The sequence below is a fragment of the Alteromonas macleodii ATCC 27126 genome (assembly GCF_000172635.2).
GTDB lineage: Bacteria > Pseudomonadota > Gammaproteobacteria > Enterobacterales > Alteromonadaceae > Alteromonas > Alteromonas macleodii.
In genome coordinates this window covers 61,392-77,810 of sequence record NC_018632.1, presented here as the reverse complement: position 1 = coordinate 77,810, position 16,419 = coordinate 61,392, and the positions used below count along the sequence as shown (strand labels likewise).

The window sequence follows — 16,419 nt, the reverse complement described above, 5'->3', positions numbered from 1 at the left end:
CTTACTATTAGCGCCCCATTATAAAAGTAGGTTATTTTTTACCTAAGATATCTCTTAGGTTAGCAATCCCCACTTGTGCCTTTTGCTGGCGCTCTTCTTTTGTCGCCTTCGGCTTTTGATTTTCCCACTGTACATCGTCAGGCGGCAGTTCGAACAGAAAGCGGCTTGGCTCTGGGTTGATAACTTCACCAAATTGTCGACGCTCTTTAGCAAGGCTGAATATAAGCTCGCGCTGGGCGCGAGTAATTCCCACATAAGCAAGTCGGCGCTCTTCTTCTACGTTGTCTTCGTCAATGCTGCTTTGGTGCGGCAATAAGCCTTCTTCCATACCCACTAAAAATACAATAGGAAATTCCAAACCTTTTGATGCGTGCAGCGTCATTAACTGAACTTGATCCCCTTCCCCGTCGTCTTCGCCGCGCTCCATCATGTCGCGCAATATCAGACGGTTCACTACTTCGGTTAAGGTCATGGGTTGGTCTAGGTCATTGCCTTCCAGCATATCGTTAACCCAACCGAATAAGGTACTTACGTTGGCCATGGCCATTTCGGCGGCTTTGGGGCTGGCGCTGGTTTCATATAGCCATTCTTCGTAGCCCATAGTGCGGATCATGGTGCGCACTGCGTCAGCGGTGTTGCCCCGTTCCGCGTTGTCCGATAGCTCTACTATCCAGCGGGCAAAGGTAGAAACCGAATGAAAGGCTTTATCGGGCAACACGCTATTTAAGTTAGGGTGCGTCGCCGCTTCGAACATAGATACGCCCAAGCTATTTGCAAAGTTACCCAGTTTTTCTAGCGTAGCGCGGCCTATACCGCGCCCAGGCGTGTTAATAATGCGAAGCAAAGCGTTATCGTCGTCCTGGTTCACTAACAACCGTAAATACGCCATGATGTCCTTCACTTCGGCACGACCAAAGAACGACATACCGCCGCTTATTTTGTACGGAATGCGGTTACTCATTAACAGCTTTTCAAAAATGCGGCTTTGGTGATTCCCGCGATACAAAATGGCGTAATCTTTAAACTGGGTGCGGTTCATGAACTTATGCGCCAGCAGTTCGGCCACCACGCGCTCACCTTCATGCTCTTCGTTCTTCGCCTCTATCACTTTTAGCGGCTCGCCGTACTGCAGCTCTGAGAACAGGGTTTTATCGAACAAATGCGGATTGTTCTGAATAAGAATATTCGCGCAATGCAGAATACGACCTGACGAGCGGTAATTTTGTTGTAGCTTAATGACGTTTAAGCGCGGAAAGTCTTGCTGTAATAGGTGCAAATTCTGTGGCTTAGCGCCACGCCATGAATAGATAGACTGGTCATCGTCGCCCACCACGGTAAAGCGCGCACGCTCACCTACTAATAGCTTTACCAACTCGTACTGACTGGTATTGGTATCTTGGTACTCATCCACCAGCAAGTAGCGAATCTTGCTCTGCCATTTGGCTCTTATTGCTTCGCTACTTTTTAAAAGCAATGTAGGTAATAAAATTAGGTCGTCGAAGTCTAGCGCGTTATATGCCTTAAGGTTGTCTTGGTAACGCTTGTAGGCTTCTGCAAACTCTCTCTCGCCCGTGCTGGTTGCTGATTTTAATAAAGCATCAGGCAAGATAAGATCGTTTTTCCAGTTCGATATGCAGCTTTGTAAAAGCTGAAGCTGATCTTTATCGCCATCGAGGGTGTCGGATGTCAAATCGTTAAGCAACGCGAACGAGTCTTTATCGTCGAATAACGAGAAACCTGGCTTTAAGCCAAGATCTTTCACATGCGCTTTAATAATGGTTAAGCCCATGGTGTGGAAGGTCGACACTTTTAGCCCGCGCGCCTCCGGCTTGCCCAAGGTCTGCGCTACACGTTCTTTCATTTCACGTGCTGCTTTGTTGGTAAAGGTTACCGCTGCAATGTAGCGAGCTGGCATATCGCAGTTTCTAACTAAATGAGCAATCTTATTGGTAATTACGCGCGTTTTACCACTACCCGCCCCCGCCAGCACCAAACATGGGCCAGACACAAAGGTTACGGCAGACTCTTGAGCTTCATTTAGTTTCATTTAATACCTAGAACAACGTACATTTTTGGCGCGACACAGTTTTCATTGCATGTCGTGTCGATACCGATAGAATAGCTTTCATAATTTGAGCTGCGCATTATAAGGGAATTCCATGTTGGATCCGAAGAAACTCGAAGATTTAGCGAAACAAATTGCTGATGCCGTTCCACCTGGCGTTAAAAACATGGCTGAAGAAGCCGAAGGTCGAGTAAAGGCGGTATTGCAGTCGCAGCTGTCTAAGCTTGATTTAGTGACTCGTGAAGAGTTCGATATTCAAAGCCAAGTGCTTATTCGCACTCGTGAAAAGCTAGACGCTATGGAAAGCCGCATTGCTGAACTTGAAGTGAAGCTAGCGGAAAAGTAGGCGTTCAAAGCTTACAGAAACTCAAAAAGCGCCTTTATGGCGCTTTTTTTGTGGCTGAATACCATAAACAATGGTTTGTATTGGGCTAGTTACTTTTACTGTTACACCAAATAAAAATGCAGTGCCGTTCCTAGCGTGATGGCTAAACCAATATAGTGATTTTCAATAAACGCGGTGAAGCAGCCTTCACGCTGACGGCGTTTAATAAGCTGATACTGGCGCACGCATAGCAGAGCCGAAAACAGCACGGCTATGTAGTATGGCCAAGTTGCGTTAATAGCACAGCCTATACACCACAAAATGGCAAGGGCAGCGGCCTGTAGCAGCATGACTATGAGTACGTCGTTTTTTCCAAACAATATGGCCGTAGACTTAATGCCTATTTGTAAGTCGTCATCGCGGTCTACCATGGCGTACATGGTGTCGTAAGCTACCGTCCATAATAAGTTAGCAATAAACAACCACCAGCCGTAAGCTGGAACTGTTTCTATCACAGCCATAAATGCCATAGGAATGGCCCAACCGAACGCGGCACCCAATACCACCTGCGGTAAATTGGTGTAACGCTTCATAAAGGGGTAGCTTGCTGCCAGGAGTAAGGCTACCACCGACAACGCTATGGTTTGCCAGTTGAGAAATAACACTAAGACAAATGCTAAAGCGATAAGCGCAGCAAAAAGTTGTAGTGCTTGTTTGGCCGACACTTCTCCGGTTGCAAGAGGACGCTGGGCAGTGCGCTTTACGCTACCGTCTACTTTTCTGTCTGCATAATCGTTAATCACACACCCGGCTGAGCGCATGACAACTACGCCTGCCACAAAAATGAGCGTAATGCCTAAAGGCGGTAAACCTTGTGCAGCCATAAGAAGCGCCCACAACGTAGGCCACAGCAGCAAGTAAATACCGACTGGTTTATCAAGGCGCATCAGTCGCGCATAGGCGTTCCAATTGTGCTTCATAATTGTTTTTCGCTTTCTTTTTCGTTTTTAGCAGAGCGGCTATACGCCGGTGAGGAAGGAAGAAACACCTCTGCTACTATCATGCTGTAGTTGCCTAACGTAAACAACGAGCGCCTGCCCCACAAGGTTTGATTACTGTTAATACCAAACTGCGAAGCTGGCACTGTACACAGTTGAAACGCTGAGCGTGTAAAGCGCTTATCGTTAAACAAACGTTTTCCTAAAGGCTCCCGACCAAGGTCTGAAAGTTCGCTGTCAACAAAGGCTTGAGGGATGATAGAACGTGCAAACACCCACGGCTTATGATCGCCACATAGGAGAATTTCTCGCGCTTGATAATGGGTTTCACCGTTGTCGAGTAACAACGACAGTTCATTGTCGTGAGGAATCTGCTCGTGCTGGCCAATAAGCTCTAGAGAAAAGTGGTTGCTTAAAGACTGTACTCGCTCGGTTAACGACCCAGTGTCTAACAGCCAGTTTTTTAGCTGTGCATTAGGAATTGTGATGCCAGAAGGTGCTTGCCAGTCAACCGCCAAACCCACTGGAAAAGTGGCATTAAAACTCACACGAAAAGCCCGAATAATGAATCTGTTAGTATGATAACACGTCATGTTCAATTATTTTCATTCGGTTAAACTTTTGCAGTAGTGTGTTTAATCAGAGTTTTGCTACACTACCAAGTGAATTTATTACTTTGGTGTTTCGGACTTCACTATGCTTAAGTCTTTAGTTTTACGCGTATTTGCGGTTAGTTTTTTCGTTCTTGGTTGTAACACAGCAGTGGCGCAAGACAAGGCCAACTATGCTTATTTGGGCTTAGAGCCAGAGATTGTTACCAACTACATTAGCGATAGCGCACAAAAGCTAGGCTATGTACGCGTGTCAGTTGAATTGATGATCCACGATGTTAATCAGCTTGAAATTGCTGAACACCATATGCCGTTACTTCGCTCTACTGCCATTGAAATATTCGGCCAGCAACCGGCAGAGAAGGTTAAATCACTAACTGGTCGTGAAGACATTCGCCGCGCTATTCTTAAAGCGTTGCAAGAGCACATGAAGCAAGAGACAGGCGGCGAAGTGGTGAAGAACGTTATCTTCACCAAATACTTATACCAAGGCGGTTAAAAGTAGATAACGGGCTAAAAGGCTAACGTACGCCTTTTAGCTACATAAAACGCCACTAGCGTTTACCCGACCCAAGACTTAAGGCCCCGGCGAGCAAACATCCAGAAATAAGTCCCGCTGTATGTGCAGCATTTGCCATGTTTACCCACAAAATATCGGCATAACCTAGTACCAACCACACCAACATAAAGCCTACAATTGAATTTGGCAGCGACAAGCCCCAACTTGGTCGCAACCAGCCTAGCCACCACACAAAGCCCATTACGGCATACACCACACCAGACAAGCCGCCAAACAAGAACAGGTTGCCTTGCACAGGGTCACTAAACAGCGCTTGTGCGGCGTTCGAAATAGTGGCCGACACTAAGAACACAATAAGCAGCATGCTCATGCCAAGGGTGCGTTCAATTTTAGCTCCCAACATGCCCCACCACAGTAGGTTAAATATAATGTGCAGCGCCGAAAAATGAATGAACGCAGGGCCTAGTAATCGCCACCATTCGTGATTTTGCGACAAAATGGAAAATGGCTGCATCAATAAATGCTGTGCGATAGGGGCAAACAGTCCAAACAATGACAGTAAATAAACCGCAACACACAGAATAAATACCACCGAGGTAAAAGGCGCTTTCACGGCATCGGCAATGATATTACCCACGGAAAAGCCACTCCCCGAAGGCGCCAGCCGTACGTTCTTGCCATTATCCCATGCGGCTTGCTGGTACTTCGGATCGGTAGGGTTTGCCAAAAAGCCATCCGCAATAATTTTTGCACGGTCGAGATGGTCGTGATTATCTAATACCACCACGAACTCTTTATCGTGCTGTATTACAGCGGCCTGAATGTGCTGACTGGTTAAATAATTGGCGAGAAGATGTGCAGGACTTTGCTGATTGAACGCAATTAAAGGATGAGCCATAAGCTAGTTGTTACCCCGAAGCAGAAGAATATGAATGCGATATGACATATACCAAGGGCGCGGTATATAACCTCTTTATACTGAAATACTTCAGTAGCTGCAAAAAATAAAGGTGCACATTGTGCACCTTTATCAAATCGCTATGCCGTGACTACCGGATTTGCCAGCCGCCATGCTTCGAAGCCACCGTCCATACTATAAACGGTTTCAAAGCCTTGCTGTGCAATGACTTGGGCCGCCTGCTGGCTGCTTACGCCGTGGTAGCACACTACAACCACTGGGATATCTTTGGGCGTTTGGTCGATAAACGCTGCAAAGTTGTCGTTGTTCAGCTGCGCTGCGTTAGGCATGTGTCCATTAGCAAACGATTGAGGATCGCGAATATCCACAATGGTTACGTCACCTTGAAAGTTTGCAACGTCGTTTACGCTAATGTGTGAGAATGTTGTCATTATTGCCAGTCCAGAATAACTTTACCTGAGTGTCCAGACCCCATGGTATCAAACCCTTTCTGAAAGTCATCAATAGAAAAGGTGTGTGTGATGATAGGCGATAGATCTAAGCCACTCTGCAGCAAGCTCGCCATTTTGTACCATGTTTCAAACATTTCACGGCCGTAGATACCTTTTATCACCAAGCCTTTGAAAATAACCTGGTTCCAATCGATGGCAACATCTTGTGGAGGTATTCCCAGCATGGCAATTTTGCCGCCATGGTTCATTTTGTTCAGCATGTCTCTGAAAGCCACCGGCACACCAGACATTTCCAGACCCACATCGAAGCCCTCTGTCATACCAAGTTCGTTCATTACGTCTTTCAAGTCTTCCTTGCTTACGTCAACGGCGCGGGTTGCACCCATTTTTTTAGCAAGCTCAAGACGGTAAGGATTAATATCGGTAACCACGACATGACGAGCACCTACATGCTTTGCAACTGCAGCAGCCATAATACCTATTGGGCCGGCACCTGTTATCAGCACGTCTTCACCCACCAAGTCGAAACTTAGTGCAGTGTGAACAGCGTTGCCAAACGGGTCAAAGATAGACGCAAGGTCGTCACTAATGTTGTCTGGAATTTTAAACGCGTTAAATGCAGGAATTACCAAGTATTCAGCAAAAGCGCCCGGGCGGTTTACGCCTACGCCTTCAGTGTTGCGACACAAATGTACGCGACCTGCACGACAGTTACGGCAATGGCCACAGGTAATATGGCCTTCGCCCGAAACACGGTCGCCAACCTTAAACCCTTTCACTTCTTGACCCATACCAACGACTTCACCCACATACTCGTGGCCTACAACCATAGGTACCGGAATGGTTTTCTGTGACCATTCGTCCCAGTTGTAAATGTGCATGTCGGTGCCGCAAATGGCGGTTTTGCGAATTTTAATCAGTAGGTCATTGTGTCCTACTTCAGGCTCTGGCGTGTCTTGTAGCCAAATGCCTTTTTCTGCTTTCGCTTTAACTAGCGACTTCATGAAATTACTCCCAATTCACGGCCGACTTCAATAAATGCATCTACCGCTTTATCAACATGTTCAAGGCTATGACCTGCTGACATTTGCGTACGGATACGGGCCTGACCTTTCGGCACAACAGGGTAAGAGAAACCGATAACATAGATGCCTTTCTCAAGCATCTTGTCTGCCATTTCGCTAGCTAAACGGGCATCGCCTAGCATAACAGGAATAATAGCGTGATCTTTACCAGCTAATGTGAAGCCCGCTTCTTCCATACGCGTACGGAAGTGATTGGCGTTGCGCCATAGATTAGCGCGAAGCTCGTCGCCTTCTTTCATCATTTCAAACACTTTGAGCGATGCTGAAACGATAGGTGGCGCAACCGAGTTTGAGAAAAGATAAGGACGCGAGCGTTGACGCAACCACTCTACGACTTCTTTTTTACCCGAGGTGTAACCGCCAGACGCGCCGCCTAGTGCTTTACCTAGAGTACCGGTGATGATGTCTACACGACCCATAACGCCACAATACTCATGGCTGCCTTTGCCGTTTTCGCCAAGGAAGCCCGTTGCGTGACAATCGTCTACCATTACCATGGCGTCATACTTGTCGGCCAGGTCGCAAATAGAGGCTAAGTCGGCAATCACGCCGTCCATCGAAAACACACCGTCGGTGGCAATAATTTTGAAACGTGCGCCATCGGCATCAGCTTGCTTTAACTGCTCTTCTAATGCTGCTATATCGTTATTGGCGTAGCGATAACGCTTAGCTTTACACAGGCGCACACCGTCAATGATACTGGCGTGGTTTAACGCATCAGAAATAATGGCATCTTCAGGGCCTAATAGCGTTTCAAATAAACCGCCGTTCGCGTCGAAGCACGATGGGTACAAAATGGTGTCTTCTGTACCGAGGAAGTCGCTGATAGAGGCTTCCAGCTGCTTGTGAATGTCTTGTGTACCGCAAATGAATCGTACAGATGCTACACCAAAACCATGGCTATCCAGGCCTTTCTTTGCTGCTTCAATCAAGCTTTCATTGTTTGCAAGACCAAGGTAGTTGTTGGCACAAAAGTTAATTACGTGCTCGCCGTTAGCAACACCGATATCCGCTTGTTGTTGCGACGTGATAACACGCTCTTTTTTGTACAAACCATCTTCTTTCGTGGCTTCAATTTGCGATTGCAAATGAGAAATAAATGCCGCAGACATGCCATTCTCCGAGTGTAGGTATATTAAAACCGTTAGTTTAATGAAAGCGCGGTAAAGGGTACACACCCTTGCGCTGTATTTAATGGGTTTGTCGACTAAGTTTGTAAATTATTCAGCACACTACATTGATGAAGCGTGCCCCTTTTGAAACGGTAAAGTAGCCCTAAGCGGATTCTTTCCAAAAACCAAACTCTACTTTGTCGCTTAACACGTCCCAAATGTTAACCTCAGGAATAGGTCTGCTGATAAGGTAGCCTTGACCCAGGTTGCAGTCGAAATGACACAGCAACTCGTACTGTTCACTGGTTTCAATTCCTTCTGCCACCACTTGCATTCCCATGTTGCGCACCATAGAAATCGTAGAGTGAACAATATTTCTATCATCAGCACTGCTGGCGATATTTGCCACAAACGAGCGGTCAATTTTGATGTAGTCGGCGGGTAACGATTTAAGATAACTCAACGACGAATAGCCCGTGCCGAAATCGTCGATAGCCAGCATGCACCCCATGTCGCGAATATTTTGCATGATGGTAGTTGCACGCTTGATATCTGATACCAATACCGTTTCGGTTAACTCTAAGCAAACTTGGTCGGGCGCTATGTCATTTTTGATAATTTGCTGCTGCAAGAATTCAGGCAAACTCGGGTCTAAGAACTGACCCGCTGACAAATTAATCGCCATCTTCACGTCGGGGTAGCCGCTATTTTTAAGCTCTCTGATTAAATAAGTTGAGCGCGTAATTACCCAGTAATCAAGCTCAAGCATGAATGACGTGTTTTCAAGAAGCGGTATAAAATCGGCCGGGGAAATATTACCCTTTTTAGGGTGTTGCCAACGCAATAGCGCTTCAAAGCCCACCAGCCTTCCCGTGTGCATCTCAATTTGGGGCTGAAGCGCTAAGCTAAACTGGTTGTCTCTAAGGGCTTCACGCGCCTCTGACTCCAGCTCAACCTTCTGCATTACTTTAAGGTTCATGGTGGCATCATACACGCGATATTCCGCCCCTTTTTTGGCTTTGGCTTCGTACATCGCAATATCAGCATGACGCAGCAGTTCTACTGGCGTGGCGCGAGAGTGGTTGGTAATAGCAATACCGATACTAATAGAAACGTAAAAGGTTACGCCATCTACAATGATTGGCTCTTTAAACTCTTCTATCAGCTTTTTGGCTACCGTATCTACGTGCTTTTTGCTTTCGATATTTGAAAGTAAAATAACAAACTCATCACCGCCAAATCGAGATGCAATATCCGACTCTCTGATCGGCTTAGAAATACGCATAGCAGCAGCTTTTAAGAGTTTATCGCCAACGTCATGACCGTGACTGTCGTTAACCTTTTTAAAGTCATCAAGGTCCATGAACATCAGTGCCACTAACCTATCGTCGCGAATTGAACCAGCTAGCTGCTTTTCTATTTGAAACGTCAGCATATTACGGTTGGGAAGTCCGGTTAACACATCGAACATCGCCATTTTTTCAAGCTTCGCGGTGTTAATAGCCATTTGTCCGTCAAAACTTTCTAGCTGGCGCGCCAGATTATTTGCCGCGTCTTCAACAACGTCCAATTCATCTGTGAATTTGAAAATAGGCGACTTCCTTCGTTTAGCTGCAATGGTGTAAAACTCGCTAAACTTGTGTTCGGCCAGCATAGGCAAACGTTCGCTTACATCTAACAAGCGTATTCTGTATTGATTTAGAAAAAGGTAAAGCAGCGAAGAGAAGATAAAAAATAGCGCAACAGCGCTAGAAATAACTATGTACTGGTATTGTTCGTTTTGACGCACCATGGCCGACACGTCTTGTACAATAAGCAAGTAAGGATGATCACCTGATGCGTGATTAAAAGGCAATAAACTAACCAGCAACTGCTGATTTTCCAGCGCAACGTTCATGCCTCTAATAACTAAATCGTCAATTCGCCAATTATCGGGTAACGCATCAAATAGAGATTGAAAGTACTGTCGATTAGCCGCAGACACTTGGCTTGCCACCCTTAATTCTGACAACTCAGATGAGGTTTCTTTGTGCTGGACGACAGCAACTTTGTGCACATCGGTAGCGCGACTAAACAGGTATAGCAGTTCTCTCATCGACGTGGACACAACGATGACAGGCAAGGTTTCACCGTTTGCCATAATTGGAATTGAAATGTAGTGCGTGCATACCGAGTCACAGGACAATAGTGAGCGGCTTTCAAACGACGCCCGAGTGGTATTCACTAGCTTTTCAATGGTTTTATTTACTGGCTGTAGCGGGTTGCCAACAACGCCGTGTTCGTCAAACAAATACAGCGATTCAACTTGAAAGTTAAGGGTCAGGTATTCACTAAGACCGCTAAGCGTTTGTTGTAGCGATTCAAGGCTATCTGCGTTGCCTCCACTCTTATGGCTGATGATATCAATAAGCGTGATCATTCTGCCGTGCAGAATGTCTTCAAAAAGCTGAACCCGTCGTTGATTACTGACTTGGTTTTCCCGTTGCTGGAGCAGAATTCGAGCGTCAGACTCCTGAATAAGAACCGTTGATATAACCACAGCCACAGTTAATACCATAGCCAATAGAATTGTGATGGTTTTAGTGGTGAAAGATACCTGAACCTTCATCTAATGCCCTTAAAACCAATACATCAATTGCACTGACCACATTTCCCAATGCTTATCGGCATGAGACGCTACATCTAAGTTCAGTAAGCTCACTACCCTTGTCGCACCTTCAACCCAATGATACTCACCTTGAAGTCGCCACTTCGGTGCAATGTCCCAACGCAAGCCTAGGGTATATGTATCTTGGTAGCCAAAGTAGGCGGGGATCACGCCGCCTGTCATAGCCTCTAACTGCCTTCCGTCTCGATCTGACCTGTCGTTAATGTATGTGTCGTAGCCAATAAGACCACTTACATTGTTATTAAACAAATACCTAAACTGAACAAAACCGCCCTCGCCCGTGCGTTTAAAGGCAAAACCAGGGAAGAATAGCCCTTTGCTATCCTGGACTTCTCGAATTAGCTCAGCCGACACTTCCCAGTTTTCTGCAAAGTATTGCGCAGACAACATAATACGCTCTATGTCTGCATTACCTGCAACACGGTTGTCATCCTGAGAAGGTGTGTATCTGAAATCAGAATTCAACCAACTGGCACCTAGTTTCCATGTCATGGTAGCCGGTTGCCAGAATACGCTGGCTTGATGAACAAAGTCTTGCTTGATGTCGCCTTTTGCTTCGTCACCGAGTAAAAAATCTCGCTGGGAGTCGTTAATATTAGAGCGACCGTAACTCCAGTTTAGTTCCCAGATATTCTGAGCACCATAGTGTGAGAAACTGGTTTGGATACCGTTGCTTCCTAAAGCAACGTCACGAAACCCGTCAAAGTACACAGACTGGGGAAGAACAGACGTGTAACGTGTTTGTGGCACATCTCTGGTCACTGAATACAGCCAGTGGCGATTTTTGAAGCGACCAATGTGGACTTGTCCTTGCCATTTACCGGGCAAGTCAGGCAATTTCCAGTCAATAAACAAATAATCTAAACGAGCGCCCTGCTCAAAACGATTCCCGCCGTCTAAATAATTAATTTGCCCGGCAACAGAGATGTTTTCCGCTATTCGATAGTAACCATTTAGCCCAACTTCGGTGAGCTCACCTGTTATTGCGTTATCGTCAGTTATAAAGTTACTTCCATGTGACTGAGTTACACCTTGAGAGACATAACCGTGCCACGAAAAATCTCCCTGTGAAGCAAGGACAGGCATGCTTATCATGCCAAACGCGAGAGCGATGTATTTATTCATTCTGTTCCTACCTCTACGCGTCTTAATTTCACAATTTCGGTATGTTCAACATAGCCGATAGCGCCTGTGGTACTTTCTAACGCCTCTATCAACGCTTGGTAAGACGTGACCCTAACGGGTGTAACGCCCTGCCCAGAATAGGTGATTTGATCCCATAAGCGAGATAATTGATAAGGGAACATCTGAAGTACTTCACGACAAAACTGCTTGTGGAGCTCATCGTTATCCTGCAATACAAATACCGTGATTTTAGTACCATCGCTCCAATATTGACGATGGCCGGTAAATATCTGACGAAGCTCAGAGCGGTTTAGCTCTGAAACCATGACACTCTCATTAACCATGACGTTTAGTTCTGCTGCGTGTGCGGCAGGCACGCCTGAAAACAGTGCAATATTCAGTAATAGCACCAGTCTAAATTGAGTATGAGCAAGAACAGTGGATAGCCATCGCAAAGCGGGCTTTTTCATTCAGTAACGACTCCCTGTTATTTCAAAGGAACACTTCGCAACGCTAAGTGTAGATAATAGTTGATAGTTTTACCTTACAATTAAGTAAATTAAGCGACAATTAGCTTGTGATGGTGCCCTGGTCTATCAACAGTATTTTTTCCTATTGTTCGTATCTTTTGGCATGCGCTAGGTGAAGCCTATTTGCTCGAGTATTACCTATTCGCGCCAAATAAATGCTTATTTTTCAGATAGAACTCTCCGGGCCGCCGCAATTTAACATGCTCATTCTAAAATGATGAATATGGTCAACGATACTCGCGTATGAGCATAACGACTTAGTTTTTTATACTTAAGACGTTGAATTAGATTCATTATTTCAACAAATAATCTTAGTACGTAAAAACTATGAGCGCGTAAACAGACTTTTTTACCTCTGAAACGCGGTCGTTGCTGAAAAACCAAAATAAATCATTAGAATAAAGAATTTACCATAAGTTGTGGGCGACATGGCGACAATACGACGAGACATAGGTGCTGGGCACCACTTTATTTTCGACGACACTTTAGTCAGTCATCCCAACGCGGAGATGTTTACCCCCGACTTTTGGCAGCTTCAAGACAAAATAACAGGTCAAGCCAAGGGACGTGGTACAACCATTTTCATTGAGCATGAGGGTCAGCGCTGGGTTTTACGCCATTTCAAACGTGGTGGCTTGGTGGGCAAAGTACTGAGCGACCAATATATGTTTATTGGTGTTGAGCGTTCTCGCCCGTTTGAAGAGTTCAGGCTGCTCGAATATATGCGAGCACAAGGTCTTCTTGTGCCTGTTCCTGTTGCGGCGCGTATACACCGCCGAGGCCTGATTTACCGCGGCGATTTATTTACTTTAAGTATTCCAAATAGCAAAGATTTACACCACGCACTGTGCGATAAACCACTGGATAAAGATGAGTGGTATGAGGTTGGCCGAGCGCTGGCAGCTATGCACAATTGTCAGGTGTACCATCATGATGCCAACGTTCGAAACATCATGATTGATAGCGATAAGCAAATATGGCTTATTGATTTCGATCGCTGCGAGCAGCGTCAAGGTAACAGCTGGAAACAAGGTAATTTAGACCGTCTGCTGCGTTCTTTACATAAAGAGAAAGCGAAGAACCCTGTCTTTCACTGGCAAGAGAGCGACTGGTCAGCGTGTATGAATGGTTACCGCGAGGCAGTGAAGTAATAAAAGCACATGTGGTAAGCGGATTGGTATAAGCTAATAATGTGTTACATTAGCCACGTTGAACACATAAACCCTCTACAACGAAAAGATTCGACTTTATGCACACTAGAGCACTTTACCCTGGTACTTTCGACCCGATCACTAACGGTCATGCCGACCTTATTGAACGCGCATCTCAGTTATTTTCTCATGTGATTGTAGCGATTGCTTCTAACCCAAGTAAAAAGCCACTGTTTACGTTAGAAGAGCGCGTAGAAATGATAAAAAAAGTCACTGCTGACTTACCAAATGTTGAAGTAGTGGGGTTTACTGGTTTATTGGCTGATTTTGCTGACGAACAAAATGCCACAATTCTCATTCGTGGTTTACGCGCAGTTTCTGATTTCGAATACGAGTTTCAACTCGCAAATATGAATCGCCGTTTAAACCCAAAGCTAGAAAGTGTCTTTCTTACTCCTGCTGAGGAGAATTCATTTATCTCGTCCACCCTAGTAAAAGAAGTCGCTCTTCACCGCGGTGCAGTGAGTGGCTTTTGCCACCCAGTAGTTGAGAAAGCTTTAAAAGACCGGCTGAGCAAGAAAGATTAAGCACCAATAGTAAGTGTATTAGCGTTGGCAGTGAGTACAGAAAAAGGTATTTCGCTGCCCAATAACCTTACTTTCGATGGCTTTTCCACACACTTCACAAGGCTCGCCTTTTCTCCCATACACATTCAAGTGCTGTGCAAAATACCCAGGCTTACCGTCGGTCTGCGCAAAGTCTTTTAATGTTGTGCCGCCTTGTTCAATGGCTTTGGCCAATACTTGCTTAATGGTTGCAGTTAACGACTGATAGCGAGCAGCGCTGATGTTGCCTGCGGCTCTTCGCGGGTCTATACCAGCTAAAAACAGTGCTTCGTTCGCGTAGATGTTTCCTACACCTACCACAATGGCGTTATCCATAATGAAGTTTTTAACGGGGCCTTTTCGATTGCGCGATAGTTTAAATAAGCGCTTATCGTCAAAGTCGTCTGTAAGCGGCTCTGGGCCCAAGTTATCAAGCATGGCTATTTGCATATCAGGGGCCTGAAATAACACTGCACCAAAGCGCCTTGGGTCGTTAAAACGTAAGCACTTACCGGTGTTTAAAACAATGTCTACGTGGTCATGCTTAATAATTGGTGTCGATGCATCGATAACGCGTAATTTACCCGACATACCTAAATGTAAAATTAACGTGCCTTTGGCTGTTTCAATAAGTAGATATTTAGCGCGGCGTTTTACAGCAATAACGCTCTGCCCTTCAACGTTCGCTACCTCTTGTGGAATGGGCCAGCGCATTCTTCGCTCACGCACCACCACCTGCGTAATGGTATTGCCAATAAGGTGTGGAGAAACGCCCAAACGGCTTACTTCAACTTCTGGTAGTTCAGGCATTTACAGTATCCAAGGTAAAAGATTATCAAGTTCGGTGTTGGTTAATGTGTACCAATTATTTTCAAATTTGATCACAACAGGTGATGTATTCGGATAGATGGCGTAAACATTGCCGTTATTATTGCCTGCGAGCCATACTACGACGATGTAAGGCTGTACGTTGGTAATCGCTTCGGGTATGTCAGTGGCCGGCTCAAGCCTTGCCCGTTGCCAATGTGAAAACTGAACATCCGGCTTGATGGCGAGGACTGTATTTTGACCTGACTGGCGCCACTGCTGCCCAACTCGCTCTAAGCTATGGCCATCGTGCTCTATTTTTAACACATAAGCGTCTTCAGGTAACAGGCTGCGAGATTGAACAACGTCCTTCTTAGGTACAAGACTGTCTAAGTTGAACAGTGCAATCATGATAAGCATGGCAATAATGACCACGTTATTCATTGCTCGCTGAGAAATTCTAGCCACCTGACTTTCCGTTAAATATGAGTCCTGAAATTAGGAATATAGTAATACCTAGCCAATATATAAGCTAATTCAATTCAAAGAAAACCTAGGACCTGCTGGAAAAAAGTAAGTGGGAGAAAGCAGTGATCGCAAGACAAACTCAAGGGATCGTGGACAGTCGAATATGGGATCCGGTGGGATCGTGACGTGATGAAGTAGAAATATCTTCTTCAGAAAGCAAAAAACCCAGCAAGGGCTGGGTTTTCGTGGAGACAAAAGCAAGCTAATTACTTGATTTTGGCCTCTTTGAACATAACGTGCTTACGCACAACGGGATCATACTTTTTGATCTCCATTTTGCCAGGCATGTTACGCTTGTTTTTATCAGTAGTGTAGAAGAAACCTGTACCTGCTGAAGAAACTAGTTTAATTTTATCACGCATTGTCGGCTTCCTTAGATTTTCTCACCACGGGTACGGATGTCAGTAAGTACTGAATCAATACCTTTCTTGTCGATGATACGCATGCCTTTTGCAGACAAACGTAGTTTTACAAAACGGTTTTCGCTCTCAACCCAAAAACGGTGTGTTTGAAGGTTTGGCAAAAAGCGACGACGAGTCGCATTTCTTGCGTGTGAACGGTTATTACCAACCGTTGGACGCTTACCTGTTACTTGGCATACTCTTGACATTGTATTTGTCTCCAGAACAACGATAACTGTCGCGTCAGTTAATCCCAAGCGCTCAAACAGTGGTTGGGTCAAATGACGTATTACTATAAATTAGAGGGCGCATTTTATACAGCAAAGGCAGGATCATTTCAATAAGAAAGTACAAAAAGGTTACTTTTTGGCTTTTTTTTGCTCGAAAAACTACCAGCTCTCATTTTTCACGGTCCGTATTGTACTTTTCCCTAAGCGGTTAGGCTATGAATAAATACGCAATCTACGCTTTAATTTTATATTCACATTGCAGCATCTAAGATATCCGCACGAGAATA

Annotated in this window: 18 protein-coding genes; 4 read left to right on the top strand and 14 right to left on the bottom strand. The window is 45.4% G+C overall.

The features are described 5' to 3' along the window. Positions 1-31 precede the first annotated feature (31 nt). Positions 32-2,047 (bottom strand): DNA helicase Rep, encoded by a 2,016-nt coding sequence (rep, locus tag MASE_RS00355; RefSeq protein ID WP_014947773.1) that lies wholly within the window; start codon positions 2,045-2,047, stop codon positions 32-34. A gap of 112 nt (positions 2,048-2,159) precedes the next feature. On the opposite strand from rep, the gene ubiK reads away from it, so the two are divergent. Continuing rightward, the gene (gene ubiK / locus MASE_RS00350; protein WP_014947772.1) at positions 2,160-2,411 is read left to right on the top strand and encodes a ubiquinone biosynthesis accessory factor UbiK; all 252 of its coding nucleotides are present in this window, start codon (positions 2,160-2,162) and stop codon (positions 2,409-2,411) included. A gap of 101 nt (positions 2,412-2,512) precedes the next feature. On the opposite strand, the gene ubiA is transcribed toward ubiK, so the two are convergent. Both ubiA and MASE_RS00340 read right to left on the bottom strand, forming a co-directional pair. Next, on the bottom strand, positions 2,513-3,370 hold the full coding sequence (gene ubiA / locus MASE_RS00345; RefSeq protein WP_014947771.1) for a 4-hydroxybenzoate octaprenyltransferase: 858 nt from the start codon (positions 3,368-3,370) through the stop codon (positions 2,513-2,515). Further along, complete coding sequence (locus MASE_RS00340) at positions 3,367-3,936, bottom strand: chorismate--pyruvate lyase family protein (RefSeq protein WP_041693341.1); 570 nt, start codon at positions 3,934-3,936, stop codon at positions 3,367-3,369. Before MASE_RS00340 ends, ubiA begins: the two co-directional genes overlap by 4 nt. 148 nt (positions 3,937-4,084) lie before the next feature. On the opposite strand from MASE_RS00340, the gene MASE_RS00335 reads away from it, so the two are divergent. After that, positions 4,085-4,498 (top strand): flagellar basal body-associated protein FliL, encoded by a 414-nt coding sequence (locus tag MASE_RS00335; RefSeq protein ID WP_014947769.1) that lies wholly within the window; start codon positions 4,085-4,087, stop codon positions 4,496-4,498. A gap of 55 nt (positions 4,499-4,553) precedes the next feature. Here MASE_RS00335 and glpG read toward each other — a convergent pair whose 3' ends face one another. From glpG to MASE_RS00300, 7 genes are all read right to left on the bottom strand, one after another. Continuing rightward, positions 4,554-5,417, bottom strand: a complete 864-nt coding sequence (glpG, locus tag MASE_RS00330) for a rhomboid family intramembrane serine protease GlpG (protein ID WP_014947768.1) — start codon at positions 5,415-5,417, stop codon at positions 4,554-4,556. A 140-nt stretch (positions 5,418-5,557) separates the two neighbouring features. After that, positions 5,558-5,869: a thiosulfate sulfurtransferase GlpE gene (gene glpE / locus MASE_RS00325; RefSeq protein WP_014947767.1), complete on the bottom strand. Its 312-nt coding sequence runs from the start codon at positions 5,867-5,869 to the stop codon at positions 5,558-5,560. Beyond that, entirely contained in the window at positions 5,869-6,894 is a 1,026-nt protein-coding gene (tdh, locus tag MASE_RS00320) for an L-threonine 3-dehydrogenase (RefSeq protein ID WP_014947766.1), read from the bottom strand. The genes glpE and tdh overlap by 1 nt, the downstream gene beginning before the upstream one ends. Continuing rightward, complete coding sequence (locus MASE_RS00315) at positions 6,891-8,087, bottom strand: glycine C-acetyltransferase (RefSeq protein WP_014947765.1); 1,197 nt, start codon at positions 8,085-8,087, stop codon at positions 6,891-6,893. The genes tdh and MASE_RS00315 overlap by 4 nt, the downstream gene beginning before the upstream one ends. Positions 8,088-8,250: 163 nt before the next feature. Next, positions 8,251-10,695, bottom strand: coding sequence for a putative bifunctional diguanylate cyclase/phosphodiesterase (locus MASE_RS00310; protein WP_014947764.1), 2,445 nt, complete (start codon positions 10,693-10,695; stop codon positions 8,251-8,253). A 9-nt stretch (positions 10,696-10,704) separates the two neighbouring features. Further along, positions 10,705-11,880 (bottom strand): hypothetical protein, encoded by a 1,176-nt coding sequence (locus MASE_RS00305; RefSeq protein ID WP_014947763.1) that lies wholly within the window; start codon positions 11,878-11,880, stop codon positions 10,705-10,707. Beyond that, entirely contained in the window at positions 11,877-12,350 is a 474-nt protein-coding gene (locus MASE_RS00300; RefSeq protein ID WP_014947762.1) for a hypothetical protein, read from the bottom strand. The genes MASE_RS00305 and MASE_RS00300 overlap by 4 nt, the downstream gene beginning before the upstream one ends. Before the next feature lie 488 nt (positions 12,351-12,838). Here MASE_RS00300 and MASE_RS00295 point away from each other — a divergent pair, with 488 nt between their 5' ends. Further along, positions 12,839-13,561, top strand: coding sequence for a 3-deoxy-D-manno-octulosonic acid kinase (locus tag MASE_RS00295; RefSeq protein WP_041693648.1), 723 nt, complete (start codon positions 12,839-12,841; stop codon positions 13,559-13,561). Positions 13,562-13,659: 98 nt separating this feature from the next. Then, on the top strand, positions 13,660-14,148 hold the full coding sequence (gene coaD, locus MASE_RS00290; protein WP_014947760.1) for a pantetheine-phosphate adenylyltransferase: 489 nt from the start codon (positions 13,660-13,662) through the stop codon (positions 14,146-14,148). Between the two features lie 18 nt (positions 14,149-14,166). Here coaD and mutM read toward each other — a convergent pair whose 3' ends face one another. From mutM to rpmB, 4 genes are all read right to left on the bottom strand, one after another. After that, positions 14,167-14,976: a bifunctional DNA-formamidopyrimidine glycosylase/DNA-(apurinic or apyrimidinic site) lyase gene (mutM, locus tag MASE_RS00285; protein WP_014947759.1), complete on the bottom strand. Its 810-nt coding sequence runs from the start codon at positions 14,974-14,976 to the stop codon at positions 14,167-14,169. Continuing rightward, complete coding sequence (locus MASE_RS00280; RefSeq protein WP_014947758.1) at positions 14,977-15,441, bottom strand: hypothetical protein; 465 nt, start codon at positions 15,439-15,441, stop codon at positions 14,977-14,979. A gap of 266 nt (positions 15,442-15,707) precedes the next feature. Further along, positions 15,708-15,863 carry a 50S ribosomal protein L33 gene (gene rpmG, locus MASE_RS00275; RefSeq protein ID WP_012516577.1) on the bottom strand — a complete coding sequence of 52 codons (156 nt, stop codon included), beginning with the start codon at positions 15,861-15,863 and terminating at the stop codon, positions 15,708-15,710. A gap of 11 nt (positions 15,864-15,874) precedes the next feature. Beyond that, the gene (gene rpmB, locus MASE_RS00270; protein WP_014947757.1) at positions 15,875-16,111 is read right to left on the bottom strand and encodes a 50S ribosomal protein L28; all 237 of its coding nucleotides are present in this window, start codon (positions 16,109-16,111) and stop codon (positions 15,875-15,877) included. Between the last annotated feature and the right edge of the window lie 308 nt (positions 16,112-16,419).